Origin of the sequence: Alteriqipengyuania sp. (assembly GCF_964222115.1) — a bacterium.
Classification (GTDB): Bacteria; Pseudomonadota; Alphaproteobacteria; order Sphingomonadales; family Sphingomonadaceae; genus Alteriqipengyuania.
Map to the genome: position 1 here is coordinate 1 of NZ_CAXQBM010000071.1, position 21,502 is coordinate 21,502.

19 protein-coding genes are annotated in these 21,502 nt (G+C 63.1%); 10 read left to right on the forward strand and 9 right to left on the reverse strand.

The window, feature by feature from the left end; all coding sequences use genetic code 11:
• The 7 genes from ACEQXE_RS10760 to ACEQXE_RS10790 all read left to right on the forward strand — a co-directional run.
• Positions 1-406, forward strand: a 406-nt coding sequence (locus ACEQXE_RS10760) for a GNAT family N-acetyltransferase (RefSeq protein ID WP_370179220.1), incomplete at its 5' end; no start/stop codon positions are given.
• Complete coding sequence (locus tag ACEQXE_RS10765) at positions 336-2,594, forward strand: BamA/TamA family outer membrane protein (RefSeq protein WP_370179222.1); 2,259 nt, start codon at positions 336-338, stop codon at positions 2,592-2,594. The genes ACEQXE_RS10760 and ACEQXE_RS10765, both read left to right, overlap by 71 nt.
• Positions 2,594-6,877 (forward strand): translocation/assembly module TamB domain-containing protein, encoded by a 4,284-nt coding sequence (locus tag ACEQXE_RS10770; protein ID WP_370179223.1) that lies wholly within the window; start codon positions 2,594-2,596, stop codon positions 6,875-6,877. Before ACEQXE_RS10765 ends, ACEQXE_RS10770 begins: the two co-directional genes overlap by 1 nt.
• A gap of 156 nt (positions 6,878-7,033) precedes the next feature.
• Positions 7,034-8,287 (forward strand): glycosyltransferase, encoded by a 1,254-nt coding sequence (locus ACEQXE_RS10775; RefSeq protein ID WP_370179225.1) that lies wholly within the window; start codon positions 7,034-7,036, stop codon positions 8,285-8,287.
• A 170-nt stretch (positions 8,288-8,457) separates the two neighbouring features.
• On the forward strand, positions 8,458-9,246 hold the full coding sequence (locus ACEQXE_RS10780) for a hypothetical protein (RefSeq protein ID WP_370183231.1): 789 nt from the start codon (positions 8,458-8,460) through the stop codon (positions 9,244-9,246).
• 181 nt (positions 9,247-9,427) lie between these two features.
• Positions 9,428-9,634 (forward strand): helix-turn-helix transcriptional regulator, encoded by a 207-nt coding sequence (locus ACEQXE_RS10785; RefSeq protein WP_370179229.1) that lies wholly within the window; start codon positions 9,428-9,430, stop codon positions 9,632-9,634.
• A complete protein-coding gene (locus ACEQXE_RS10790; protein WP_370179230.1) occupies positions 9,631-10,284 on the forward strand; it encodes a hypothetical protein in 654 nt (217 codons plus the stop codon). The genes ACEQXE_RS10785 and ACEQXE_RS10790 overlap by 4 nt, the downstream gene beginning before the upstream one ends.
• An 80-nt stretch (positions 10,285-10,364) precedes the next feature.
• On the opposite strand, the gene glnA is transcribed toward ACEQXE_RS10790, so the two are convergent.
• The 5 genes from glnA to ACEQXE_RS10815 all read right to left on the reverse strand — a co-directional run bounded on the left by glnA (position 10,365) and on the right by ACEQXE_RS10815 (position 15,058).
• Complete coding sequence (gene glnA, locus ACEQXE_RS10795; protein ID WP_370179231.1) at positions 10,365-11,774, reverse strand: type I glutamate--ammonia ligase; 1,410 nt, start codon at positions 11,772-11,774, stop codon at positions 10,365-10,367.
• A 48-nt stretch (positions 11,775-11,822) separates the two neighbouring features.
• Complete coding sequence (locus ACEQXE_RS10800; RefSeq protein WP_370179232.1) at positions 11,823-12,161, reverse strand: P-II family nitrogen regulator; 339 nt, start codon at positions 12,159-12,161, stop codon at positions 11,823-11,825.
• 127 nt (positions 12,162-12,288) lie between these two features.
• The gene (argC, locus tag ACEQXE_RS10805; protein WP_370179234.1) at positions 12,289-13,227 is read right to left on the reverse strand and encodes an N-acetyl-gamma-glutamyl-phosphate reductase; all 939 of its coding nucleotides are present in this window, start codon (positions 13,225-13,227) and stop codon (positions 12,289-12,291) included.
• Positions 13,227-13,565: a hypothetical protein gene (locus tag ACEQXE_RS10810; protein WP_370179236.1), complete on the reverse strand. Its 339-nt coding sequence runs from the start codon at positions 13,563-13,565 to the stop codon at positions 13,227-13,229. Before ACEQXE_RS10810 ends, argC begins: the two co-directional genes overlap by 1 nt.
• A gap of 98 nt (positions 13,566-13,663) precedes the next feature.
• On the reverse strand, positions 13,664-15,058 hold the full coding sequence (locus ACEQXE_RS10815) for a M17 family metallopeptidase (RefSeq protein ID WP_370179237.1): 1,395 nt from the start codon (positions 15,056-15,058) through the stop codon (positions 13,664-13,666).
• Positions 15,059-15,129: 71 nt separating this feature from the next.
• Between ACEQXE_RS10815 and ACEQXE_RS10820 the strand changes: the two genes are divergently transcribed.
• Together ACEQXE_RS10820 and map are read left to right on the forward strand one after the other, a co-directional pair.
• Complete coding sequence (locus ACEQXE_RS10820) at positions 15,130-15,942, forward strand: DUF4163 domain-containing protein (RefSeq protein WP_370179239.1); 813 nt, start codon at positions 15,130-15,132, stop codon at positions 15,940-15,942.
• Positions 15,943-15,979: 37 nt separating this feature from the next.
• Entirely contained in the window at positions 15,980-16,810 is an 831-nt protein-coding gene (gene map, locus ACEQXE_RS10825; protein ID WP_370179241.1) for a type I methionyl aminopeptidase, read from the forward strand.
• On the opposite strand, the gene ACEQXE_RS10830 is transcribed toward map, so the two are convergent.
• On the reverse strand, positions 16,807-17,463 hold the full coding sequence (locus ACEQXE_RS10830) for a heme exporter protein CcmB (protein WP_370179243.1): 657 nt from the start codon (positions 17,461-17,463) through the stop codon (positions 16,807-16,809). The genes map and ACEQXE_RS10830 overlap by 4 nt on opposite strands.
• A complete protein-coding gene (gene ccmA / locus ACEQXE_RS10835; protein WP_370179244.1) occupies positions 17,460-18,038 on the reverse strand; it encodes a heme ABC exporter ATP-binding protein CcmA in 579 nt (192 codons plus the stop codon). The genes ACEQXE_RS10830 and ccmA overlap by 4 nt, the downstream gene beginning before the upstream one ends.
• Positions 18,039-18,101: 63 nt before the next feature.
• Between ccmA and ACEQXE_RS10840 the strand changes: the two genes are divergently transcribed.
• The gene (locus ACEQXE_RS10840) at positions 18,102-18,389 is read left to right on the forward strand and encodes a 4a-hydroxytetrahydrobiopterin dehydratase (RefSeq protein WP_370179246.1); all 288 of its coding nucleotides are present in this window, start codon (positions 18,102-18,104) and stop codon (positions 18,387-18,389) included.
• 127 nt (positions 18,390-18,516) lie between these two features.
• Here ACEQXE_RS10840 and ACEQXE_RS10845 read toward each other — a convergent pair whose 3' ends face one another.
• Entirely contained in the window at positions 18,517-19,317 is an 801-nt protein-coding gene (locus tag ACEQXE_RS10845) for an SDR family oxidoreductase (protein WP_370179247.1), read from the reverse strand.
• Between the two features lie 79 nt (positions 19,318-19,396).
• Positions 19,397-21,457 carry an alpha/beta fold hydrolase gene (locus ACEQXE_RS10850; RefSeq protein ID WP_370179248.1) on the reverse strand — a complete coding sequence of 687 codons (2,061 nt, stop codon included), beginning with the start codon at positions 21,455-21,457 and terminating at the stop codon, positions 19,397-19,399.
• Positions 21,458-21,502: the final 45 nt, after the last annotated feature.

Below are 21,502 nucleotides of genomic sequence, written 5' to 3' on the forward strand. Positions count from 1 at the left end.
ATCCAGCTATGTCATTGAATATCGGGAACCGGGAGAGGGTAACGAGCCAGGAAAACTGGTCGGTGCCTGCCTCACGGACGTGCAGGGCGACGGGCTGTCGATGATCTACAGCTTCTACGACCCGGATATTGAGGTACGATCGGGTCTTGGGAACTACATCATTCTCGATCACATCCGCCGCGCTGCAGAAGAAGGCCTCCCGTATGTCTACCTCGGCTACTGGGTCGAGGGGTCTGCACGCATGCAGTACAAGATCCGCTACCGCCCGCTCGAACGGCTCGGCCCCAGGGGATGGCGCCGTCTCGGAACCGAAGAGCAGGACCGCCTTATCCGCGATGCCGTGCGCTCCGACAGCGCGACCAGCGCCGCCGGGGCCGGCGACAAGGCGCTCGCCGTCAGCCGTTAAATCGCTGCTCAGCACTCGCGGCGCCTGCCTTTCGGCAGTCGCTGTCGTCCTTGCCAGCCAGTCCGCCATCGCGCACGCGCAGGATCGTGATGCGAATGCAGAGCTCGAGGCACTGATCCCGGACGAAGCGATCGACGATCCCGAGACATGGGCGGCCGATGGCGTCCCTCCAGAGGAACCTTCGCCAATCGACGGACCCGACCCGTTTGCGGGCGAGACGATAGATCTGGAACCCGAAAGCCCCGTGGCAGAATTGCCGGGGCTGACCATCGAATGGCCCGATCCGCTCGAGCTGCCGGACGTCGAGCAGATCGAAGATGATGGCTCGGCCGAGTTTTCCGAAGAGAACCCGCTCGAGGCTGGCCCGCTCCTGATCGACCCGGTCGTAGTGAACATGACCGAGCAACTGTCGCTGGCATTCCCGTCGGACCCCGAGGCTTTCCCTCAGGTCGACCTGTTCGTCAGCCAGTTCGAGCTACTCTCTTCGATCGAGGCTTATGACGATACGGAGACCAATGTCGGACAGCTGGGCGCGCGTGCGCGCGAGGACGAGGAAATCCTCAACCGCCTGCTACGCGCCTTTGGATATTACGATGGCGAGATCATCCGCGAGGTCGGGCCGAACCTGATCGAAGGGTCCGACGAGCGCCCGCAGGTACGGTTCAACATCCTGCCGGGAGAACGTTTCCGGTTCGGCGAAATCGACCTTGGCGAACTGGATCAGGCCCCCGATTCGCAGACCCTGCGGCAGGCATTCGAACTGTTCCCTGGCGACTTCGTCGATAGTTACGACATCCTGCGAGAGCGCGGCGATCTCGACTATGCTCTCGGTAATAACGGCTTCGCCTTCGCGGAGATGGACGGGCCGGAACTGCTGATCGATCATGCCCGCACCGAAGGCGACCTGACGATGATCGTGCGGCCCGAGGGGCAGTACAATTTCGGTCGCGTTATTTCGGACAGCCCCGATTTCCTGTCGAGCAAGCATCTGGAAACGATTGCGCGGTTCGAACCGGGCGATCTGTACCAGCGCGACCTGGAGCTCGACCTGCGGCGCGCCATCATCGCGACGGGTCTGGTGTCCTCGGTTACGATCACGCCGGTCGAGGCGGAGCCACCCGCCAATGGCGAACCGGGCGTGGTCGATATGGAAATCGGCCTCACCGAAGCCGAATTGCGCACGATTGCGGGCGCGATCGGCTATGGCACGGAAGAAGGATTCCGCGTGGCTGGCAGCTGGGAGCATCGCAACCTGTTCCCGCCCGAAGGCGCGTTCAAGGTGCGCGGCGTTATCGGCACCGAAGAGCAGCTGATCGGCGTCACCTTCCGCAAGAGCAATTTCGGTGCGCGCGACCGAGTCCTAACGCTCGATGCCTTTGCCAGTTCGCTCGACAACACGGCCTTCGCCGCCAACACGGCTGGTTTTATCGCATCGTACGAGCAGCTTTCGACCCTGCTGTTCCAGAAACCCTTCAGCTGGAGCGTCGGGCTGGAACTGGTCGCATCGGATGAACGGCTGGCGTTCGATATCGACAACAGCCTGGTCAACAGCGCCACGCCGCCACCCCGACAGACCTATTTCGTCGCCGCGCTGCCGACCTATGGCCAGATCGATACGAGCGATGACCTGCTCAACCCGACCGAGGGCTTCCGTGTTTCGCTGCGGACCTCGCCGGAAGTCTCGCACACGCAGGGCATGGAAAGCTTCTACCTGCGAAATCAGGCGGACGCGTCCTACTACCAGCAGATCGGCGATGACGGACCGGTGCTCGCCGGCCGCGTAGCGATTGGATCGATCACCGGAGCGCCGCTGGCAAGCATCGCTCCGTCGCGCCGGTTCTTCGCAGGCGGGGGCGGATCGGTGCGCGGTTACGGCTATCGCGCCATCGGCCCGCGCAATGCCGATGGCGATCCGATCGGTGGACGCTCGCTGGTCGAAGTCTCTGCCGAGGCTCGCATCCCGACCCCGCTCTTCGACGGTGCCGTGCAGGTCGTACCCTTCGTAGATGCCGGTTCAGTCGGGGTGGAGGAGTATCCGGACTTCAGCGATATTCGCGTCGGCGCTGGCGTTGGCGTGCGATACCTGACCGGGTTCGGTCCGCTGCGGCTGGATGTCGCGTTCCCGATCAACCCGCGTCCGACGGACAGCTTCGTCGCCGTTTACGTGTCGCTGGGCCAGGCATTCTGATGTCCGACAAACAGCCCCGCACGGACCCGCCCAAGCAGCCGCCGAGGCCACCGGTTGAGCCTTCGCCGCCTCCGGCTGCGTCCGATTCCGGACCATCGCAGGTGGAGCCGAAGCAGGAGCCCGAAGCGGTACTTCAGCCGCGCAGCAAAAGCGCGGGCGGCAGGATCGCCAAATGGGCCATCGGCCTTCTTTCTGCACTGGTCCTGCTGGTGGCCGCATTCGTCGTCACGCTCAATACGCCGGTTGGCAAGCGCTGGATCGTAGATCAGGTCGCAAACCTTGAGCCTGCAACGGGCCTGCGCATCACCATCGGGCGGATCGAGGGCAATATCTACGGCGGCGCAGTGCTCCACGACGTGTCGCTGGCCGATCCCAAGGGCGTATTCCTCACCGTGCCGCGGTCCGAGGTGGAGTGGCGCCCGCTCGCGTGGCTGACCGATGGCCTCGATATCCGCTCGCTCAAGGCGGAACGCGGTAATCTCAGGCGCTTGCCGGAGCTTAATCCCGGCGATCCGGATGCGCCGATGCTGCCCGGTTTCAATATCCAGCTCGGGCGGGTCGAACTGGTCGACTGGACTCTCGAGCCCGGAATTGCGGGGGACCAGCGCCGCAGGGTCAACCTGGTCGGCAGCGCAGATATTCGCGATGGCAAGGCCATGGTGAAAGCCAATGGCCGGTTCGGAGAGGGCGACCGGCTGGTTGTGGACCTGACCGCCGAACCCGATGGCGATATCTTCGACGCCGACCTGAGGATCGATGCACCCGATGGCGGCGTCATCACCAGCATGGCCGGGATCGAAGGCGATTATGTCGCGCGGCTCGACGGCGATGGCACGTGGTCCAAATGGGCAGGCGACCTGTCGCTCAATCGCGATGGCGAACAGATCGGTCGTTTCCGGTTGACCGCACAGGACGGCACCTATGGTGTCAAGGGGCGCGCCGATACCTCGCCCTTCCTGACCGGGATTCCCCAGCGCGCCTTGGGTGCGGACACGCGGATCAAGGCGACCGGTACCTTCGTCGACCGCGTGATCGACGGCAAATTCGAAGTGCTTGGGCAGGGACTGGGCCTAGTGGCGGAAGGCGCTGCAGATCTGGCCGATAACCGTGCCGACGCGGTGCGTTTCACCGCCGATCTTCGCGATCCGCAGCTGTTCGGCGAGAGCTTCCGCTTCGAAGGCGCGGAGGCGAGCGGAACGCTGGATGGTTCGTTCCGCGACCTGTCTATCCCGTTCCGGCTGACCGCAGACCGGTTTGAAGCGGGTACGACCTCGATCAGCGGCATCGCCCAGCAGGGCACCGCGACTTACGATGGCAGCCGGTGGATCATCCCGGTCGATGCGACGGTCGGGCGGATCGAAACCGGTAATGCGATGGCCGACCCCCGCCTCGTCGATGGCACTGCAACAGGCCAGCTGGTGTTCACGGGGCGGGAGCTGATTTCCGATGCCATCCGGATCAACTTCCCCGATGCGAGCGCGCAACTTGCCCTGCGCGGAGATATCGGCGCCAATCGCTGGCAGGTGCGCGGCCCGGCGGCAGTCAACGGTCTGCTGTTCGAACAGGTCGGGCGGGTCAACGCGGGCGGCACTATCGATTTCGTCTATGACGGCGCGTGGCGGCTGACTGCCGACGTGCGCGGGCAAATCCCGCGCGTCACCAATGATACGCTTGCCAATCTTGCGGGTCCGCTGATCGATTTCTCCGGCGGGGTGTCGCTCGCGCAGAATGCGCCCATCGACTTCCGCCAGGTTCGGCTCGATTCACGCAAGCTCAACCTTCTGATCGACGGGCAGGTCGCTCCGGGCACCACGCGCGTGGCCGGTCGCGGGCGTCAGGCCGATTACGGCCCCTTCACGGTCGAAGCCTCGCTGACCGACAGGGGGCCCGAAGCCGTACTGGTCTTCGCCTCCCCCTTGCCTGCGGCAGGGCTGCGCGATGTGCGTGTGGCGATCAGCCCGATCGGCGAGGGCTTTGCGATAGAGACAGAAGGCGATTCGATGCTCGGCCGTTTCGATGGCGAACTCGGGCTGTTCTCGCCCGCCGGTGGCCCGACGCGGCTGTCGATTCAGACGCTGACCGTCTCGGATACCGAGGTGACCGGCGACATCACGCTGGGCGACGGTGCTGCGAGTGGCGACCTGGCGCTGACCGGCGGTGGCCTCGACGGGACGATCAGCCTCACACCGCGCGATGGCGGGCAGGGCTTCGACGTCAATATCGCCGCGCGCAACGCCACCTTCAGCGGGGCGACCGGATTGCAGATCGCGATTGCCGATATAGAGGCCAGCGGCTTGATCGCGGGCGGCAACACTACGATTCGCGGTCAAGCGGACGGGCAGGGCATTCGGTACGGCACGCTGTTCATTGGTCGGATGACCGCCGACGCGGAGCTGTTTAACGGGCGCGGTACCGTGAACGCGGCAATCGCCGGGCGGCGGGGGCGTGGCTTCGCGCTCCAGCTGGCAGCCGATGTCGCGCCGGATCGGATCGCCGTGGCAGCGCGTGGCAATCTCGCCGGGCGCGAGCTGACCATGCCCCGCCGTGCCGTGCTCACGACAATCGAGGGTGGCGGCTGGGCGCTGCACCGCTCGCAGATCACCTATGGCGATGGATTTATAATCGCAGAGGGGCAGTTCGGCGGCGGCGCAACACGCCTTGCGCTGGATGTCGACGACATTCCGCTATCCGTGGGCGATATCGTGCTGGGCGATGCCGGACTGGGCGGGACGATCTCGGGCAATATAACCTATGCCGCACCCGAAGGAGGCGTGCCGACCGGCGAAGCGCGGGTGAAGGTCGACAGGTTCACCCGCTCCGGCCTGATCCTTGCCTCGCGGCCTGTAGACCTGTCCCTGATTGCGCGGCTCGATGCCAACAGCCTCCAGGCGCGGGCGATTTTGGCCGACAATGGCTCGCAGGGAGGCCGAATCCAGGCGCTGATTTCGGACCTGCCGCGCACCGGCAATATCGTCGAACGTTTGCAGCAGGGCGACCTGTTCGCCCAGCTGCGTTATCGCGGGCCGGCGCAGTCGCTGTGGCGTCTCGCGGCAATCGACCTGTTCGATTTCTCAGGCCCGGTCGCTATTGCCGCCGATGTGCGCGGGTCGCTCGCGCGGCCCAGCGTGCGCGGTTCGCTATCGAGCGACGAGCTGAGGGTGCAGAGCCAGATTTCCGGGACCGATATCCGGGACGCGAGCGTGCGCGGCGATTTTGCGGGGTCGCGCCTCAGGATCAACAGCTTCCGCGGCACGGCGCCCAATGGCGGCGTGGTCAACGGCAGCGGTGTAGTAGACCTCAAGAACCTCGGGTCGGGACGTGGGCCGGAGATCGATCTGCGGGCAGGTGCGCGCAATGCGCAGCTGGTCAACGCGCGGGGACTCACCGCTACGGTCACCGGACCGCTGCGGATCGTATCAAACGGATCGGGTGGCACGATCGCGGGGCGCCTGCTGGTCGAGCGTGCAAGCTGGCGCCTTGGTGTGGCAGCACAGACGACCAAGATCCCCAATATCCCGACACGCGAGATCAACCTGCCGCGCGATCGCTACCTGCCGACCGCGCCGGGTGCCCCATGGCGCTTCCTGATAGACGCGCGTGCCCCCAGCCGGGTCGATGTCGACGGGATGGGCCTCGACAGCGAATGGAGCGCGGACGTGCGCGTGCGGGGCACGACCGAGGAAATGCGGATCGGGGGCGAGGCTAACATTGTTCGCGGCGATTACACTTTCGCTGGCGCTCGTTTCGAGGTGACACGCGGACGGATCGAGTTCGACCAGACGCGCGCGATCGACCCGCGGCTGGATATCCAGGCGGAAACCGACGCGAATGGCATCGATGTCACCGTGAACATCAACGGCAATGCGATGGAACCGGAGATCAACTTCAGCTCGAACCCGGCCTTGCCCGACGAAGAAATCCTCTCGCGCCTGTTGTTCGGCGGATCGATCACCAGCCTCTCGGCAACCGACGCGTTGCAACTGGGTGCCGCAGTAGCCTCCCTGCGCGGTGGTGGCGGGCTCGATCCGATCAACCAGCTGCGCAGTGCCATCGGCCTGGATCGCCTGCGGATCGTATCCGCCGACCCGATCCTGGATCGCGGGACATCGATTGCGCTGGGCAAGAATATCGGACGCCGGTTCTATATCGAACTGATCACCGACGGGCAGGGCTATAGCGCGACCGATGCCGAGTTCCGCATCACCAGTTGGCTATCGCTGCTGGCGACAGTCTCTACCATCGGGCGAAACAGCGTCTCAATCGAGGCAAGCCGCGATTACTGATGCTGCGAATGGCGATGAGGCAGGGCAAAGCAGCCGTTGCATGCACGCAACATAGGAGGGGTGGCGCGGCGGTTCATCCTGTATATCGGTGGACGGGGGCAGAGGCAGGCACCATCTCCCCGCCCAACAAACAGAAATACGGTATCTGACGAACCCATGACTTCGACAACCGAGCCGCTGCTGGTGTGCGATTTGACCCAGAGCTATTCGCCGCGCGGCGGCGGGGGGATCAGCACCTATCTGAAGGAAAAGCGCCGGTATGTGCAGGATTGCACGGACCATCGCCTGCTTCAGATCGTGCCGGGGCCAGAGACCAAGGTGGTCGAGGATGGGCGCCTGATCTGGTGCGAGATTGCTGCCGGCGGGATCGAGAACAGCCCGAATTACCGTTTCATCACCAAGACCGGGCCGGTGCGCGAGGTGCTGGAGAAATACCAGCCCGACATCATCGAATCACTGTGCCCCTGGGTATTGCCGTGGACTGCGATCAATCACCGTCGCCGCCATCCGGGCACCGCGCTGGTCGCTGGATATCGCACCGATTTCCCCGAAGCGCAGGTGTATCGTGTGGCGAGCAAGCTGATGGGTGAGCAGCTGGGGCGTTTCTGGCGCTGGCAGAGCTGCTGTTATGGAGAAATTACCTATCGCGAGTTCGACCGGGTCTATGTGCTTGGCGAGGATTCCATCCCCACGCTCAGCCGGATGAAGGTGCATGATCCCGACCGGCTGAAGCTGGGCGTGCATGGCGACATCTTCCATCCGGGCAAGGCCGATCCCGGCTTTCGCGAGGAGATGGGGCTGGGCCATACCAAGGGTCCGCTGCTGATCTATGCCGGGCGGATCGACTACGAAAAGGGCGCGGACCAGCTGATCGCGATGTTCCGCAAGCTGCCACGCGAGCTCGATGCCGCGCTGGTGATGCTGGGCGATGGCAAGCTGACCGAGGAACTGAAGGTGGAGGCCGAGGGTCTGCCGGTCGCGTTCCCGGGCTTCATGACCGACCGTGCCGGGATGGCGCGTGCGCTCGCATCCTCGGATATCTACGTTTCGGCCATGCCGAGCGAGACGTTCGGCATCTCGATCATCGAAGCGCAGGCCTGCGGACTGCCGGTGATCGGGGTGGATAGCGGTGCCATGCCGAGCCGCGTTTCGCCGGAGAACGGCGTGCTGGTTCCCGTTGGAGACATCGACGCGATGGCGCAGGCGGTGCTCGATATCTGGCCAGACAAGGTCGAGCCAATGGGGCGCGAGGCACGCGACCTGATCGAGCGCGAATATAGCTGGGACCGGACATTCGATCACCTGTTCACGGAAATCTACCCCAAGGCGCTCGCCGCTGCCGAAGCGCGGGTGAAACGCGGCCCGATAGGGTTCAGGCCGGTTTACAAGTTTTTCAACGGCACGGCTTGAAGGCTGGCGTATAAAGAGCGGATTACTTGGGGGTTTAAGTGTCGAAATAGCGACCAGATGTGTTATGATTCAGCTCTAGTCTCTCGTCTTCTTGGTTTTGATCGGTGACATCTATGAGATCAGTAGCATTAAGGGTCGCATTGCCAAGATTAGGTGCGTTTGAAGAGAATGTGAAATTTCGACAATCGGCCCTCAAGCTTTATAGGGCGCGCCATCATGCACATGAGGTCAGCGTCGCTTGGGAAGGGATAGTTGAGCAGCATTTCCAAGCCGCAACCGGCAAAGCAGTTGATTTGCCTTATGCTGTCGATCAGTTTCTTCTCCAACCCCCGATTCCCATCAACATTCCACTCGCAATCGGCGATTGTATCAGAAATCTCAGGTCGGCCCTCGATTACCTAGTCTCCGAGATGGCGCGAGCCGCTGGTTTGTCGGACAATAATACCATTTTCCCTTTCACTTCCGACCTGCCGAACCTGAAATCCAGTTTCAAGGAACCTAGGGCCGGAGACAAACACCGCAAACCCAAGCGAGCCGGTGCGCTCTACGATCTCAGCAGGAAGTATCCCGGCCTTGAGGAACTTATCCTTGAGAGAATCCAACCTTATAGTGCAACAAACGGAGCGCACGCGATTGGCGACACCCTCTGGCGAGTCATAACCTCCGACAACGTCGATAAGCACAGACTGATGACGCCAGTTGTTAGCCGAAACAAGGCGGACAACATCATCACAATCGGCGGAGGTAGGATCAGTGGGGGCGGGACCCTCGTTGGTAACGTATTCTCTTTCCCGCCTGGCACCAAGATCGATGAGAAGTCTGACTTCAGCGTCGACATATCATTCGAAGAGCCAGCGAACCTTGCGGGAAAGCCGGTAACGCGTACCCTTATCGAGGGATGCGAAGCAGTCGCTAAGGTTATTGAGATTTTTCGGGACGAGATTGCGCTCCCCAGTTGATGCGTCAGCTTCTGCCAGCCTCAAACTATCTAGCGATGGCCTGCCGATTGATCCTTTGGCGGCTCACCTAGTCCATCTTAATCTAAGAATTGTAAAGAGTTCTTGACTGACAAGAGCTCTTTACTGTAAAGACCTCTTGTCAGGCCGCGGAGAGTCGTTGGCCGGCAGGAGGAAACGGACTTTGAAGAACCGCGTAAAGCACTATCGCGAAGGCGCAGGCTGGAGCCAGGGCGAATTGGCCCGGCGGCTCGGTGTCTCGCGCCAGACGATCAACGCGGTCGAAACCGACAAATACGATCCGTCCCTCCCGCTGGCGCTGCGCATGGCGAAGTTGTTCGCCGTGTCCGTCCCTGACCTGTTTATCGACGATTGGGAGCCGACCGAATGACCACCGAAACCATCAAGAAGCCGCTCTGGCGCCGCCTCATCCTGCCGCTGATCGGCGGGGGTATTGCAGGATTCCTGGTCGCGTTCGGCTTTCTCAACCTGAGCGAAATGGCCAATGGCGCCGATCTGGGGGACTCGCGCGAAATTGGCGGGCTCGTGGGCGCTCTTTACGCGTTCACAGGGCTTTCTGTGCTGGTCGGTGTGCTGAGCCCGGGGTTTGGCGCAAAGTTCCTGAATGTCGAGGATGCGGACGAACTGCGCGAGCAGCGCAAGATGCTGTCCTACAGCGGCGTCGCGATGATCCTGCTGGGGGGCGCGCTCATGCTGCTGGCGCTGTCGGGCGAGGGCGCATTCCTGCCTGCGCAGACCGGCCTGATCGGCGCGATCGCTCTGATCGTGGTTGCCACCGTCCTCAGCATCGTTTCGCATCGCCATACGGACGAGTTGCAACGCGCGTTGAGCAATGATGCGGTGTCCTCCGCATTCTATATCGTCTTCGTGATCGGGGGCGGCTGGGCGATGCTGGCGCATCTGGACTATGTGGCCGGGCCTGCTCCGCTCGACTGGTTGAGCATGTTCGCCGCGAGCTTGCTGGTTGGCGCATTCTGGCAGACCGCCCGCCGTGGCTTGTTGATGCGGGGGCCGAACTGACGCTATACCTTAACCCGATACGCAAAAGGGCCGCCGGATGCGCTCCGACGGCCCTTTTCCATGTTCTGTGAAGCAGGCGCTTATGCGCTGTAGTACATGTCGAACTCGACCGGGTTGGGGGTCGTTTCCATGCGGAGGACCTCTTCCCACTTCAGCTCGGCATAGGCGTCGATCTGGTCCTTGGTGAAGACATCGCCTTTCAGCAGGAACTCGTGGTCTTCTTCCAGTGCCATCAGCGCTTCGCGAAGCGAACCGCACACGGTGGGCACTTCGGCCAGTTCGGCGGGCGGAAGATCGTACAGGTTCTTGTCCATCGCTTCGCCCGGGTGGATCTTGTTGGTGATCCCGTCGAGGCCGGCCATCAGCAGCGCCGAGTATGCGAGGTAGGGGTTGGCCATCGCATCGGGGAAACGGAATTCCACGCGCTTCGCCTTCTCGCCCGCACCATAGGGGATGCGGCAGGAGGCGGAGCGGTTGCGCGCCGAGTAGGCGAGCAGCACCGGCGCCTCGAAGCCCGGAACCAGCCGCTTGTAGCTGTTGGTGGTCGGGTTGGTGAAGGCGTTCAGCGCGCGAGCGTGCTTGATGACGCCGCCGATGTAGAACAGGCAATTGTCGGACAGGCCGGCATAGCCGGTGCCGGCAAAGGTCGGCTTGCCATCGGCCCAGATCGACATGTGGGTGTGCATGCCCGAGCCGTTATCTTCCTTGATCGGCTTGGGCATGAAGGTTGCCGTCTTGCCGTAGAGGTGGGCGACCTGGTGCACGACGTACTTGTAGATTTGCATCTGGTCGGCGGTTTCGACCAGGGTCGAGAAGGTCAGGCCCAGCTCGTGCTGCGCAGCGGCCACTTCGTGGTGGTGCTTGTCGCAGTTAAGGCCCATCTCGATCATCGTCGAGACCATCTCGCCACGAATATCGACCGCGGAGTCGACCGGTGCGACAGGGAAATAGCCACCCTTGGCGCGCGGACGGTGGGCCATGTTGCCCGATTCATATTCCTTGCCCGAATTGGTCGGCAGCTCGACATCGTCGATCGCGAAGCCCGAACCGGCATAGCCGTCCTCGAAACGCACATCGTCGAACATGAAGAACTCGGCTTCGGGGCCGACGTAGACGGTGTCGCCGATGCCGGTGCTCTTCAGGTAGTTCTCGGCGCGCTTGGCGGTGGAGCGCGGATCGCGCGCATACCAGTCACCCGTATTGGGCTCCACGATATCGCAGAAGATGATCATCATCGGCGTTGCGCTGAACGGATCGATATAGGTCCGCGACAGGTCGGGCCGCAGGATCATGTCTGATTCGTTGATGACCTTCCACCCAGCGATCGACGAACCGTCGAACATCAGGCCGTCTTCCAGCTCGTCTTCGCCCAGCAGCCCCGCCACCATGGTCAGGTGCTGCCACTTGCCCTTGGGATCGGTAAATCGCAGGTCGACCCACTCGATATCCTGTTCCTTGATCTGCTTCAGAACGTCTTTTGCACTGGACATGATATTCCTTTCGGATTGTGGGTGGCGGCTGCCGTTAGCTTGCGGAAATTAAAGGGCGTCGTCGTCGCGCTCACCCGTACGGATGCGCAGCGCGGAATCGATTGTGGAGACGAAGATCTTGCCGTCGCCGATGCGACCGGTCTGGGCGGTGCCGGCGATCGCCTCGACCACACGCTCGGCCAGCGTGTCGGGCACGACGACCTCCAGCTTCACCTTGGGGAGGAAATCGACCACATATTCGGCGCCGCGATAGAGCTCTGTATGGCCCTTCTGTCGCCCGAAGCCTTTCGCTTCGGTCACCGTGATCCCCGATACGCCGACTTCGTGCAGCGCTTCCTTCACCTCGTCGAGCTTGAAGGGTTTGATGATCGCTTCGATCTTTTTCACCGCGACTGGTGTCCTCCGAACGCCTTGGCCGACGCGAGTCGGCAAATTGTCATATGGAGCCTAGTGCAATGTTGCACTGCGATAAAGGGGCAAGTTTTTTGCGCCGGAAAGTCGGTTTTCGTGCCGATTATGACTGGCGCAGACGCAACGAGGAAGTTTCCGGAAAGCCTGCCATCAGGTTGAGGTTCTGGATCGCGGCCCCGCTGGCGCCTTTGCCGAGATTGTCTAGCACCGCGACGAGCCGCGCATTCCCGCCGCCTTCGTTGCCAAAAACGTAGATCTCCATGCCATCCCACGGCGCCTTGCTGCGGTGCAGCAGAAGCTCGCCAGGGTCTGCATCGGGCATCACCCGCACCACGTCGGACGACTGGTAGAATGCATCCAGCGCATCCCTCAGCGCATCGGCATTCGGGTCGGTCGCCATCGCCCCCAGGTGCAGAGGCACTTCGACGATCATCCCGCGAAAAGCCGGCACGACCGACGGAGCGAACAATACGCCGTGCTTCAGCCCGGCATGCTGCTGCATTTCGGGCAGGTGCTTGTGATTGAGCGAAAGCCCATAGGCGCGAAAGGCAATATCGGGTTCGGCATCGAACCGCTCGATCAGCGCCTTGCCGCCGCCCGAATAGCCGCTCACCGCGTTGCAGGTGAACGGCCAGTCGGCAGGCAGTAGCCCTGCGCGCACTAACGGTGCGACCAGGCCGAGAAAGCCGGTGGGGTAGCAGCCCGGATTGCTCACGCGGTTGGCGCTCGCGATCGCCTCGTGCCCGGTTGTCTCGGGGAAACCATAAGTCCAGCCATCGACCACGCGATGCGCCGAAGAGGCATCAACGATCCGTGTCTTGCTGGCCGGATCGACCAGCGCCACGGCCTCGCGCGCAGCATCGTCGGGCAGGCACAGCACCGCGAATGGCGTGCCGTTCAGCGCTTCGCGCCGCGCATTCACATCCTTGCGGAGTGTTTCGCCAAGTACGACAGGTTCGAAATGAGGGTGCGCTTCCAGCCGCGCGACGATTTCCAGACCGGTAGTGCCCGCCGCGCCATCGACGAAGACCTTGGTAGCCATCAGGTAAAGGCGGTCCGCTTGACGTAGCCGGAAGGACCCTCCGGCCCGAGGCAGCCCCACACCCATGAGGTCGTGACATCGAGCGCCTGGAAGGCGGCGCCCGCTTCCAGCGTTTCGATCACGTCATCCTCGCTCTTGGTCGAACGGATCAGGGGCGCCGGATCGCTGCCGATATGCATGATGGTCGGCTCTGCGTAATTGGCGACGAGAAACTGCTTGGCGAGCGCAATGTGCGCCAGATCGCGGCGCAGGGGCAGCGTGCCCTTGTCGGGCCACTGGACTGGGCCGGAAAGGCAGAAAGGACCCTCTAAAGGGGCGGTCGGTTTGGGTTCGGTCACGAATGCAGATCGGTTTTCATGTTCGTTGTCCGCGCGCTTAGCCCGTGGTTGCGCGGCAAACAACCTCCGCGCCCGCGCATGCATAAGCTGCAAGTGGTTTATACCCCATAACGCGCTCGCAACATGTGCCAGCTCGCTCGCAGGCCATAGGCCTCGCCACCTTTCGGACGACCCGGCTTGGGTGTGGGGCGCCATGCATAGGTATCGAAATGGGCCCAATCGATATCGGGCCCAACAAACTTGTCGAGGAACAGGCCCGCCACGCTCGCCCCGGCGAACCCGTTCTTCGGGGCATTGATGCAATCGGCCAGCGGGGAATCGAGCCATTCGGCGTAGCCTTCGGGCAAAGGCAGCCGCCACGGCTCGTCATCATGCGCCTTGCCTGCCGCGATCAGGGCATCGGCCGTATCGTCGCGCCGCGTCATCAGTGCCGGGTATTCGGGGCCCAGCGCCACGCGCGCCGCACCCGTCAGGGTGGCGAAATCGATCATCAGGTCGGGCGATTCCTCGCTCGCCCGGTCAAGCGCATCGGCCAGGATCAGGCGGCCTTCCGCATCGGTATTCGTGATTTCGACCGTTATTCCCTTGCGGCTCTTCACGATATCGCCGGGGCGCAAGGCATTGCCCGAAATCGCATTCTCGACCGAGGGTACCAGCAGGTGCATGCGGACGGGCAGGTTGTGCTGCATCACCAGTCTGGCGAGAGCGATTGCATGCGCTGCGCCGCCCATGTCCTTCTTCATCAGCGCCATGCCTGCGCTCGATTTGATGTCGAGGCCGCCGGAATCGAAGGTCACGCCCTTGCCGACGATGGCCAGCACCGGGTTGTCCGCCTTGCCCCAGGTGAGGTGCATGATGCGCGGCGCGTGGTGGCGTGCCGCAGCACGGCCAACGGCGTGCACGAGCGGATAGTTCTGTTCCAGCTGGTCGCCGCGCGTCACCTCCAGCTTCGCTTCGTGCGCCTTGGCCAGAGCCTCTATTTCCGCTTCGATTCCGGCGGGTCCCATATGCTCGGGCGGGGCGTCGACCAGCCGCCGGACCATATTGACCGCCTCTGCCTCGGCGATCGCAGGCTCGATTGCCTTGGCATCCTTGGTCAGGAGCACGCGCGGGCCTGGCACCTCCGCATCGCTGCGATAGGCGATGTTCTTGTACTGCGCGGTCTGCCAGCCATGCAGGGCGGGGCCGGGCTCCCGGCCTACGAGGCGATAGGTTCCCTCGGGCAGGATTTCAGCCAGCCGCGCCATGCACCAGCTCGACAGGTCATCGGGGTTCGCCACCCCGCCAACCGCGAACCAGGCGGCGCCTTCGCCCGGCTTGGCTGGCACGATGGCGGTTTCGTATCCCTTGCCCGTGAACCTCTGCGCATCCAGCGTGGCGCGCTGCGTATCGCTCAACTGCTTGGCCCAATCGGCAAAGCCCGCTTCGTTTACGAGATGGAGATTGATCGCGTCCTGGCCACGATCTGCCTGTATTAATGCTGTATCGCTCATTATATTGTGCATGGCGATGTAGGCGCGTCGGCTCAACCGGATTCGCGCCAAAGCGAGGGATTTGATCGGAAATGGCAGCACGTTTTGCCACGATTTTGATTGCGATCTGTGCAGGTCTTGCCGCGTGCACCTCGCCCGAAGAGCTTGAAAAGCAAGCGGGTGTGGAGAGTAATGGCTCCGAGCAGGCAGGGGCCGCGGAAGACGCGCTTCCCGATCCCGACGGCGCCGCGCGCGACATTACCGAGCAGACCGATCTTTACGCGTTCTCCTTCTCTTATCCCGAAACGCTGGGCTCCGTCCCGGCGCTGAAGGAACGGCTGGACGAGCAGGCCAATCGCGAGGAGTCGGATCTGCAACGCGCCGCGCGCGAAGCGAGCGAGGATGCCCGCGAAGAGGGTTTCCCCTACAACCGCTACATGGTCACCATCGAGTGGAAGCTGGCCGGGAAAACCGAAAACTGGCTGAGCCTGGTCGAGAACGGATCGACCTATTTCGGCGGGGCCCACGGCAATTACGGGCTCAGCAGTGTCTTGTGGAACAGCGGATCGCAGCGACTGCTCGAACCGATCATGTTGTTTGAATCGCAAGAGGCGCTCGCGGAGGCATTGGGTACGCGCTATTGCGATGCCCTCAATGTCCAGCGCATGGCCCGCCGCGGCGGTGAGGTGACCGACGAGGACGATATGTTCGGTCGCTGTCCGGCGCTGGAGGAGCTGGAACTGGTCCTCCTGTCCAATGGCGAGCGGTTCGATCGCATCATGCTCTATGCTGCGCCCTATGTGGCGGGCCCCTATGCCGAAGGCGATTACGAGGTCGAACTGGGCATCGACGACGCGCTGAGAGAAGCGATCAAGCCGCGTTATCGCGAGGATTTTATCTCCTGATCTCGCTTTTTGGCCGGTTGATGCGTATCTGGGGCGCATGACCGAATATCAGACCATCACTGCCGATACCGACGTCTACCGCGACGGGACCATCAAGCTGCACGGCCCCGACGGGTTCGAAGGCATGCGCAAGGCCGGTCGGCTGGCGGCGCAAATCCTCGACGCGATGCCCGAACTGGTGAAGCCGGGTGTCACGACCGCGAGCATCGATGATGCGGTGCGCGGCATGATGCTGGATGGCGGTGCGGTGCCCGCGACACTGGGCTATCGCGGTTACACGCATAGCTGCTGCATCTCGATCAACCATGTCATCTGCCACGGCATCCCGAGCGAGAAGACGCTGAAGGATGGCGACATCGTCAATATCGACGTGACCCCACTGCTCGACGGCTGGCATGGCGATACGTCGCGCATGTTCTTCGCCGGCGATCCGCCCCTGAAGGCGAGGAAGCTGGTCGAGGTAACGCACGAGGCGCTGATGATCGGGATCGAGGCTGCCGGGAAACCAGGCGCGCGGCTGGGCGATATTGGCGCCGCGATCGAGGCGCATGCGCGCCAGCATCGCTACGGCGTGGTGCGCGAGTTCTGCGGGCACGGGCTGGGGCGACTGTTCCACGACGCGCCCGAAGTGGTGCATGCCGCGCAGGCGGGCACCGGGCCGGAACTGAAGCCGGGCATGTTCTTCACCATCGAGCCGATGCTGAATGCGGGCAAGCCGTGGGCGAAGGTGCTGGCGGACGGATGGACCGCGGTGAGCCGCGATAAGTCCCTGTCGGCGCAGTTCGAACACTCGCTCGGCATCACCGAAGACGGGGTCGAGATCTTCACCCTCAGCCCCACGGGCCGCGACAAGCCGCCTTATTCCTAGTCCCGCGCAGCCCGGATCGCCGCAGCGGAGGCGAAGGGGGCGATTGCACATACGACGAGACTGAACGCGGCGGCGAACAGCGCGCCGGAGATGTCGTCGCGCGCGAGGTGACCCGCGCCGAAGATCACCAGCGGCACGGCCATCGGCGCGAGCAGCAGTCCGGCCAGCGCAGTGCCTCCCCGCAGGCTTGCCAGCAGCGCGGCGACAACCAGCCCGATGGCCGCGAGCCCCGGCGTCCCCGCCAGCAGGCTGACGAACAGCCGCCAGAAGGTCTCGCCGGTGAGCGAGAGCAGCGCGGCGGCGGGCAGGGTGGCGATCAGCATCAGCGGTGCAAAGCTGAGCCAGTGGGCGAACAGCCTTGCGGTCATCGCGACCTCTTCGCTGATCCCGCGCAAGGCAAGCTGGTCGAACACGCCTGCCTCGCGGTCGGCGGCGACCAGCCGGTCGAGCGGGAGGATGCTCGCGAGCAGTGCCGCGACCCACAGCACCCCGCCACCGGTTCGGGCGAGCAGGCTCGGCTCCGGGCCCACCGCGAAGGGAAAAAGGATCGCGACCAGCAGGAAAAAGATCAGCGGCAGGAACGCCGAACCGCGAGCGCCTCCCGGCAGCAGGATCGCGAGATCGCGGCGCAGGAGGATCGCGAAAGCCCTCATGCGGCGTACTCCGCCAGATCGAGTACCTGTGCAGGCAGGTCCACCGACTGGTGCGAGACGAACACGCACAGGCCACCGGCTGCGCAGTGCTCCGCTATCAGGTGCGCCAGCAGCGATTGTGAAGCCGCATCGAGGCCGGCGAACGCCTCGTCCAGCAGCCAGATAGGGCGGTCCCGCAACAGCAAGCGGGCGATCACGGCGCGTTGTTTCTGCCCGGTCGAAAGATACCCGGTCGGGATGTCGGCAAGCGGGGCGATACCCAGTGTATCCAGCGGGTCGTGTACGTTGGCACTGCCATCGAGCCGCGCCCAGAAGCCCAGCGCATCTTCCAGCGTGCGCTCGGTATCGAGTGCGTGCCTGCCGTCGACCAGCCCGACTTCGCCGGTTCGCTCCACCGATCCTGCAAAGGGTTGCGACAACCCCGCGAGGATCCGCAGAAGGCTCGTCTTGCCGACACCATTCGGCCCGCGAACCTGCAGCATGTCCCCCGGGCCGAGATCGAGGTTCAGCTTGGCGAAGAGCAGCCGTTCGCCCTTGCGGCAGGCGAGGTCGATCGCGGAAAGGCGGGCTTGCATGGGGCAGCGGGTTAGGCGAGAGCCCGCCTCACGGCAATATCACCCGAGATGGAGAGACATGCGATGGCGGTCGAGAAACTGAGCGATGCGGAACGCGAAACCTGGTTGGGCGCGCTCGACGGATGGGCAATGGCGAGCGAACGCGATGCGATCGAGCGGACGTTCAGGTTCAAGGACTTCAGCGAGGCGTGGGCCTTCATGAGCCGCGTTGCCTTGCTGGCGGACGCGCAGGATCACCACCCCGAATGGTCCAACGTCTACAATACGGTCGAAATCACGCTCACCACGCATGATGCCGACGGACTTTCGATGCGCGACGTGGAAATGGCGAAGGCCATCAACGCGCTTTAATCTCTGGAGTCAGACCTCCCGCCCCGCCTCCCCACCCGGCCACCAAGGGTCCACCCACGATATGGTGGCCGGGTGGGGAGGCGGGGCGGGTGACGCTCGGGTTCGCCTTGGCGATCCCGAAACTGATTTAGTCGACGCCCAGCGCGGCACGTTTACGTGCCTGCTTGCGCATCTGTCCCGGCATCCAGCGGGAGGCAAAGGCCACGCGCTTGGCTGTCTTGCCCACGGTCGTGTGCAGCTTGTCGCCGTGCACGGCCTCCCACGCGGCCTCGCCGACTTCGTTCACCGGCGTGATCTCCAGCCCGGCAGCCATCACCTGCTCCTTGATCGAGGCATTGCTGCGGTCGTTGGGATTGTGCTGGATCAGCGGCGTGTCGATGAAGCTGGGCATGATCGAGCGCACGTTGATGCCGTGCTGGGACCATTCGGCATCGAGGCTTTCGGTTAGCGCGCGCACGCCGAACTTCGTCGCGGAATATACGCTGGCGCCCGACGTGCCATAAATCCCTGCGGCGCTGGCGGTGTTGAGCAGGCACGATCCCGGCGCAGTTTGTTTGAGATGCGGCAGCGCGGCCTGCGCGCCGAACAGCACACCTTTGAGATTGATGTCGAGGCAGCGCTCTATCTCGGCCACGCTGTTCTGGTCGATCGTACCGCCCAGCGGGATGCCCGCATTATTTGCGATCACGTCGATCCGGCCGCCCGCTGCTCTAGAGAATGCTTCCAGCGAGGCGTCCCACGCATCGCGGTCGCGTACATCGAACTTATAGCCGAAGCTGTTGCCGAGCCCGATCAGGTGCTGGGTTTCGACCATGCCCTTTTCATCGACATCGCCGATCCCGACGAACCAGCCGCCATCGGCAAAGCGCTGGGCAATGGCGCGCCCGATACCCGATGCACCACCCGTCACGAAAATCGCTTTTTTCATTTGCTCGGTCTCATCCAAAAAAGAAGCCGCACCCGCGTAATGCGAGTGCGGCTCCGTGTCACCTGATGGCGAACAGGTGTCAGTCGATTGCGGCGGCCAGTCCCTGGACGAAATCCGCACCTTCGACGATTTCGGCGGTGGATTGCTCCACCGTGTCGCGGATCGGTTCCGCGCGTCCGCCAAGACAGGTCGCGAGGAAATTCTCGGTCACCGCGTTGAAGGCAATGTTGTTGGCGGGTTTGGCAAAGCCGTGCCCTTCGTCCGGGTAGAGGACATAGGTCACCGGGATGCCCTTTTCCGTCATAGCGGCTACGATCTGGTCGCTTTCCGCCTGGTTCACGCGCGGATCGTTGGCGCCCTGGCCGATCAGCAGCGGCCGCACGATCTGGTCGGCCTTGTAGAGCGGAGAGGCGTCCATCAGCAGCTGCTTGCCTTCGGGCGTGTTGGGATTGCCCATCCGCTCGTGAAACTGCGCCACCACCGGCGCCCAATAGGGCGGAATGGTGGAGAGCAGCGTTTCGAGGTTGGACGGGCCGACGATGTCGACTCCGCAGGCGAAGGTTTCGGGCGTGTAGGTCAGGCCCACCAGCGTGGCATAGCCGCCGTAGGAACCGCCCATGATCGCAACCTTGTCTTCGATCGCGATGCCTTCATCGACAGCCCACTTCGTGGCGTCGATCAGGTCGTCGTGCATCGTTTTCGACCATTGCAGGTTGGATGCGTTGATGAAGTCCTTCCCGAAGCCGGTCGAGCCGCGGAAATTGACGCTCATCACCGCATAGCCACGGTTGGCGAGCCACTGGTGATAGCTGTTGTAGCCGTATCCGTCGCGCGCCCACGGGCCGCCGTGGACCAGCAGCACCATCGGCACTGCTTCGTCCGGCTTGCCGTCACCATCGCTGTCGCTGCCGGGCGGCAGGGTGAGGTAGGAGGGCAGGGTGAGCCCATCGCGCGATTTCAGTTCCAGCGTATGCATCGGCTGGAGCGGAGCGCCCACCAGTTCGGGTCGGGTCACGTACAGCTCGGTCAGTGTGCTCGCTTCGCGATCGAACAGGAAGCTCTTGGCGGGTGCGACGACGGGATCGTTGCCCACGATCCATTTGGTGTCGTCTTCGGTGCGCGAGGAAATGCCGAACTCGCCTTCGAGGTTCGCTTCCAGGAAGTCGAGCGATGCCTTGATCTCCGGATCGAGCGCGGTCCACTCGTTCTTGAGGTAGTTCACCGAATAGGCCTCTACCTCGCCGGTTTCAGCATCGCGGATCGTGCCGCCGATATCGGCCTTGTCGTTTTCGGCGATCACTGTCGTTTCGCCCGTTTCGAAATCCATCGCGGTCAGCGCGGCGGTGTTGCGACCGCGGCTGTCGACCCAGTACAGCGTCTTGCCATCGGTGGTGAACCCGCCGGGATTGGTCGTCAGCGAATCTTCCAGCCCGGTCTGGCCGAACGGCTCTGCCGCAACTTCGTTGTCGATCACCTTGTAGAAGTTCATCCCGCCTTCGGCATTGGGCTGAAGCGCGAGGCGCACGTCGAGATTGTCGTCCGCAACGAAACCGGCATAGCCGTTGTTCTCGATGAGGAGCGTCAGTTCGCCCGTGTTCAGATCGAGCATGTGCACGTCGTGGAACTGCGGATTGCGATTGTTGAGGCCGACCAGGATCTTGTCCTTGATCTTGTCCGAGCCGCCCACGAGCATCACGCGGGTATTCTCGAAATCGGTCAGCGTGGTTTCGACGCCTGTCTCGACATTGACGCCGTAGAGCAGGAAGTTCTCGTCGCCGCCCTTGTCCTGGATGTAGAGCAGGCTCTGGCTGTCGGGCGCCCAGAAATACTGCCGGATCGGGCGGTCGGTCGCCTTGGTCATCACCTTCGCGGCATCGAGATTGTCGGCCGGGGCCATCCACACGTTGAGCACGTCGTTCGATGGCGCGAGCCAGCTGATCCACTTGCCATCGGGGCTGATCTGTCCTGCCGCCTTGGTCGGATTGCCGAACAGCGCTTCGCGCTCGATCAGCGGGGCGGCTTGGGTGGTTTCGGTCATGCTTGCACTTTCGTTCATGGCATTGGCGCCCGCGACACCTGGCAACGCCAGCGCAAGGGCGGCGAGGGTGCTGGTGGCGAGCAAGGTTCGTTTGATGGTCATCTTCAGATCTCCCGGTTGCGTGATGGCTGGAAAGTGAACTTTACT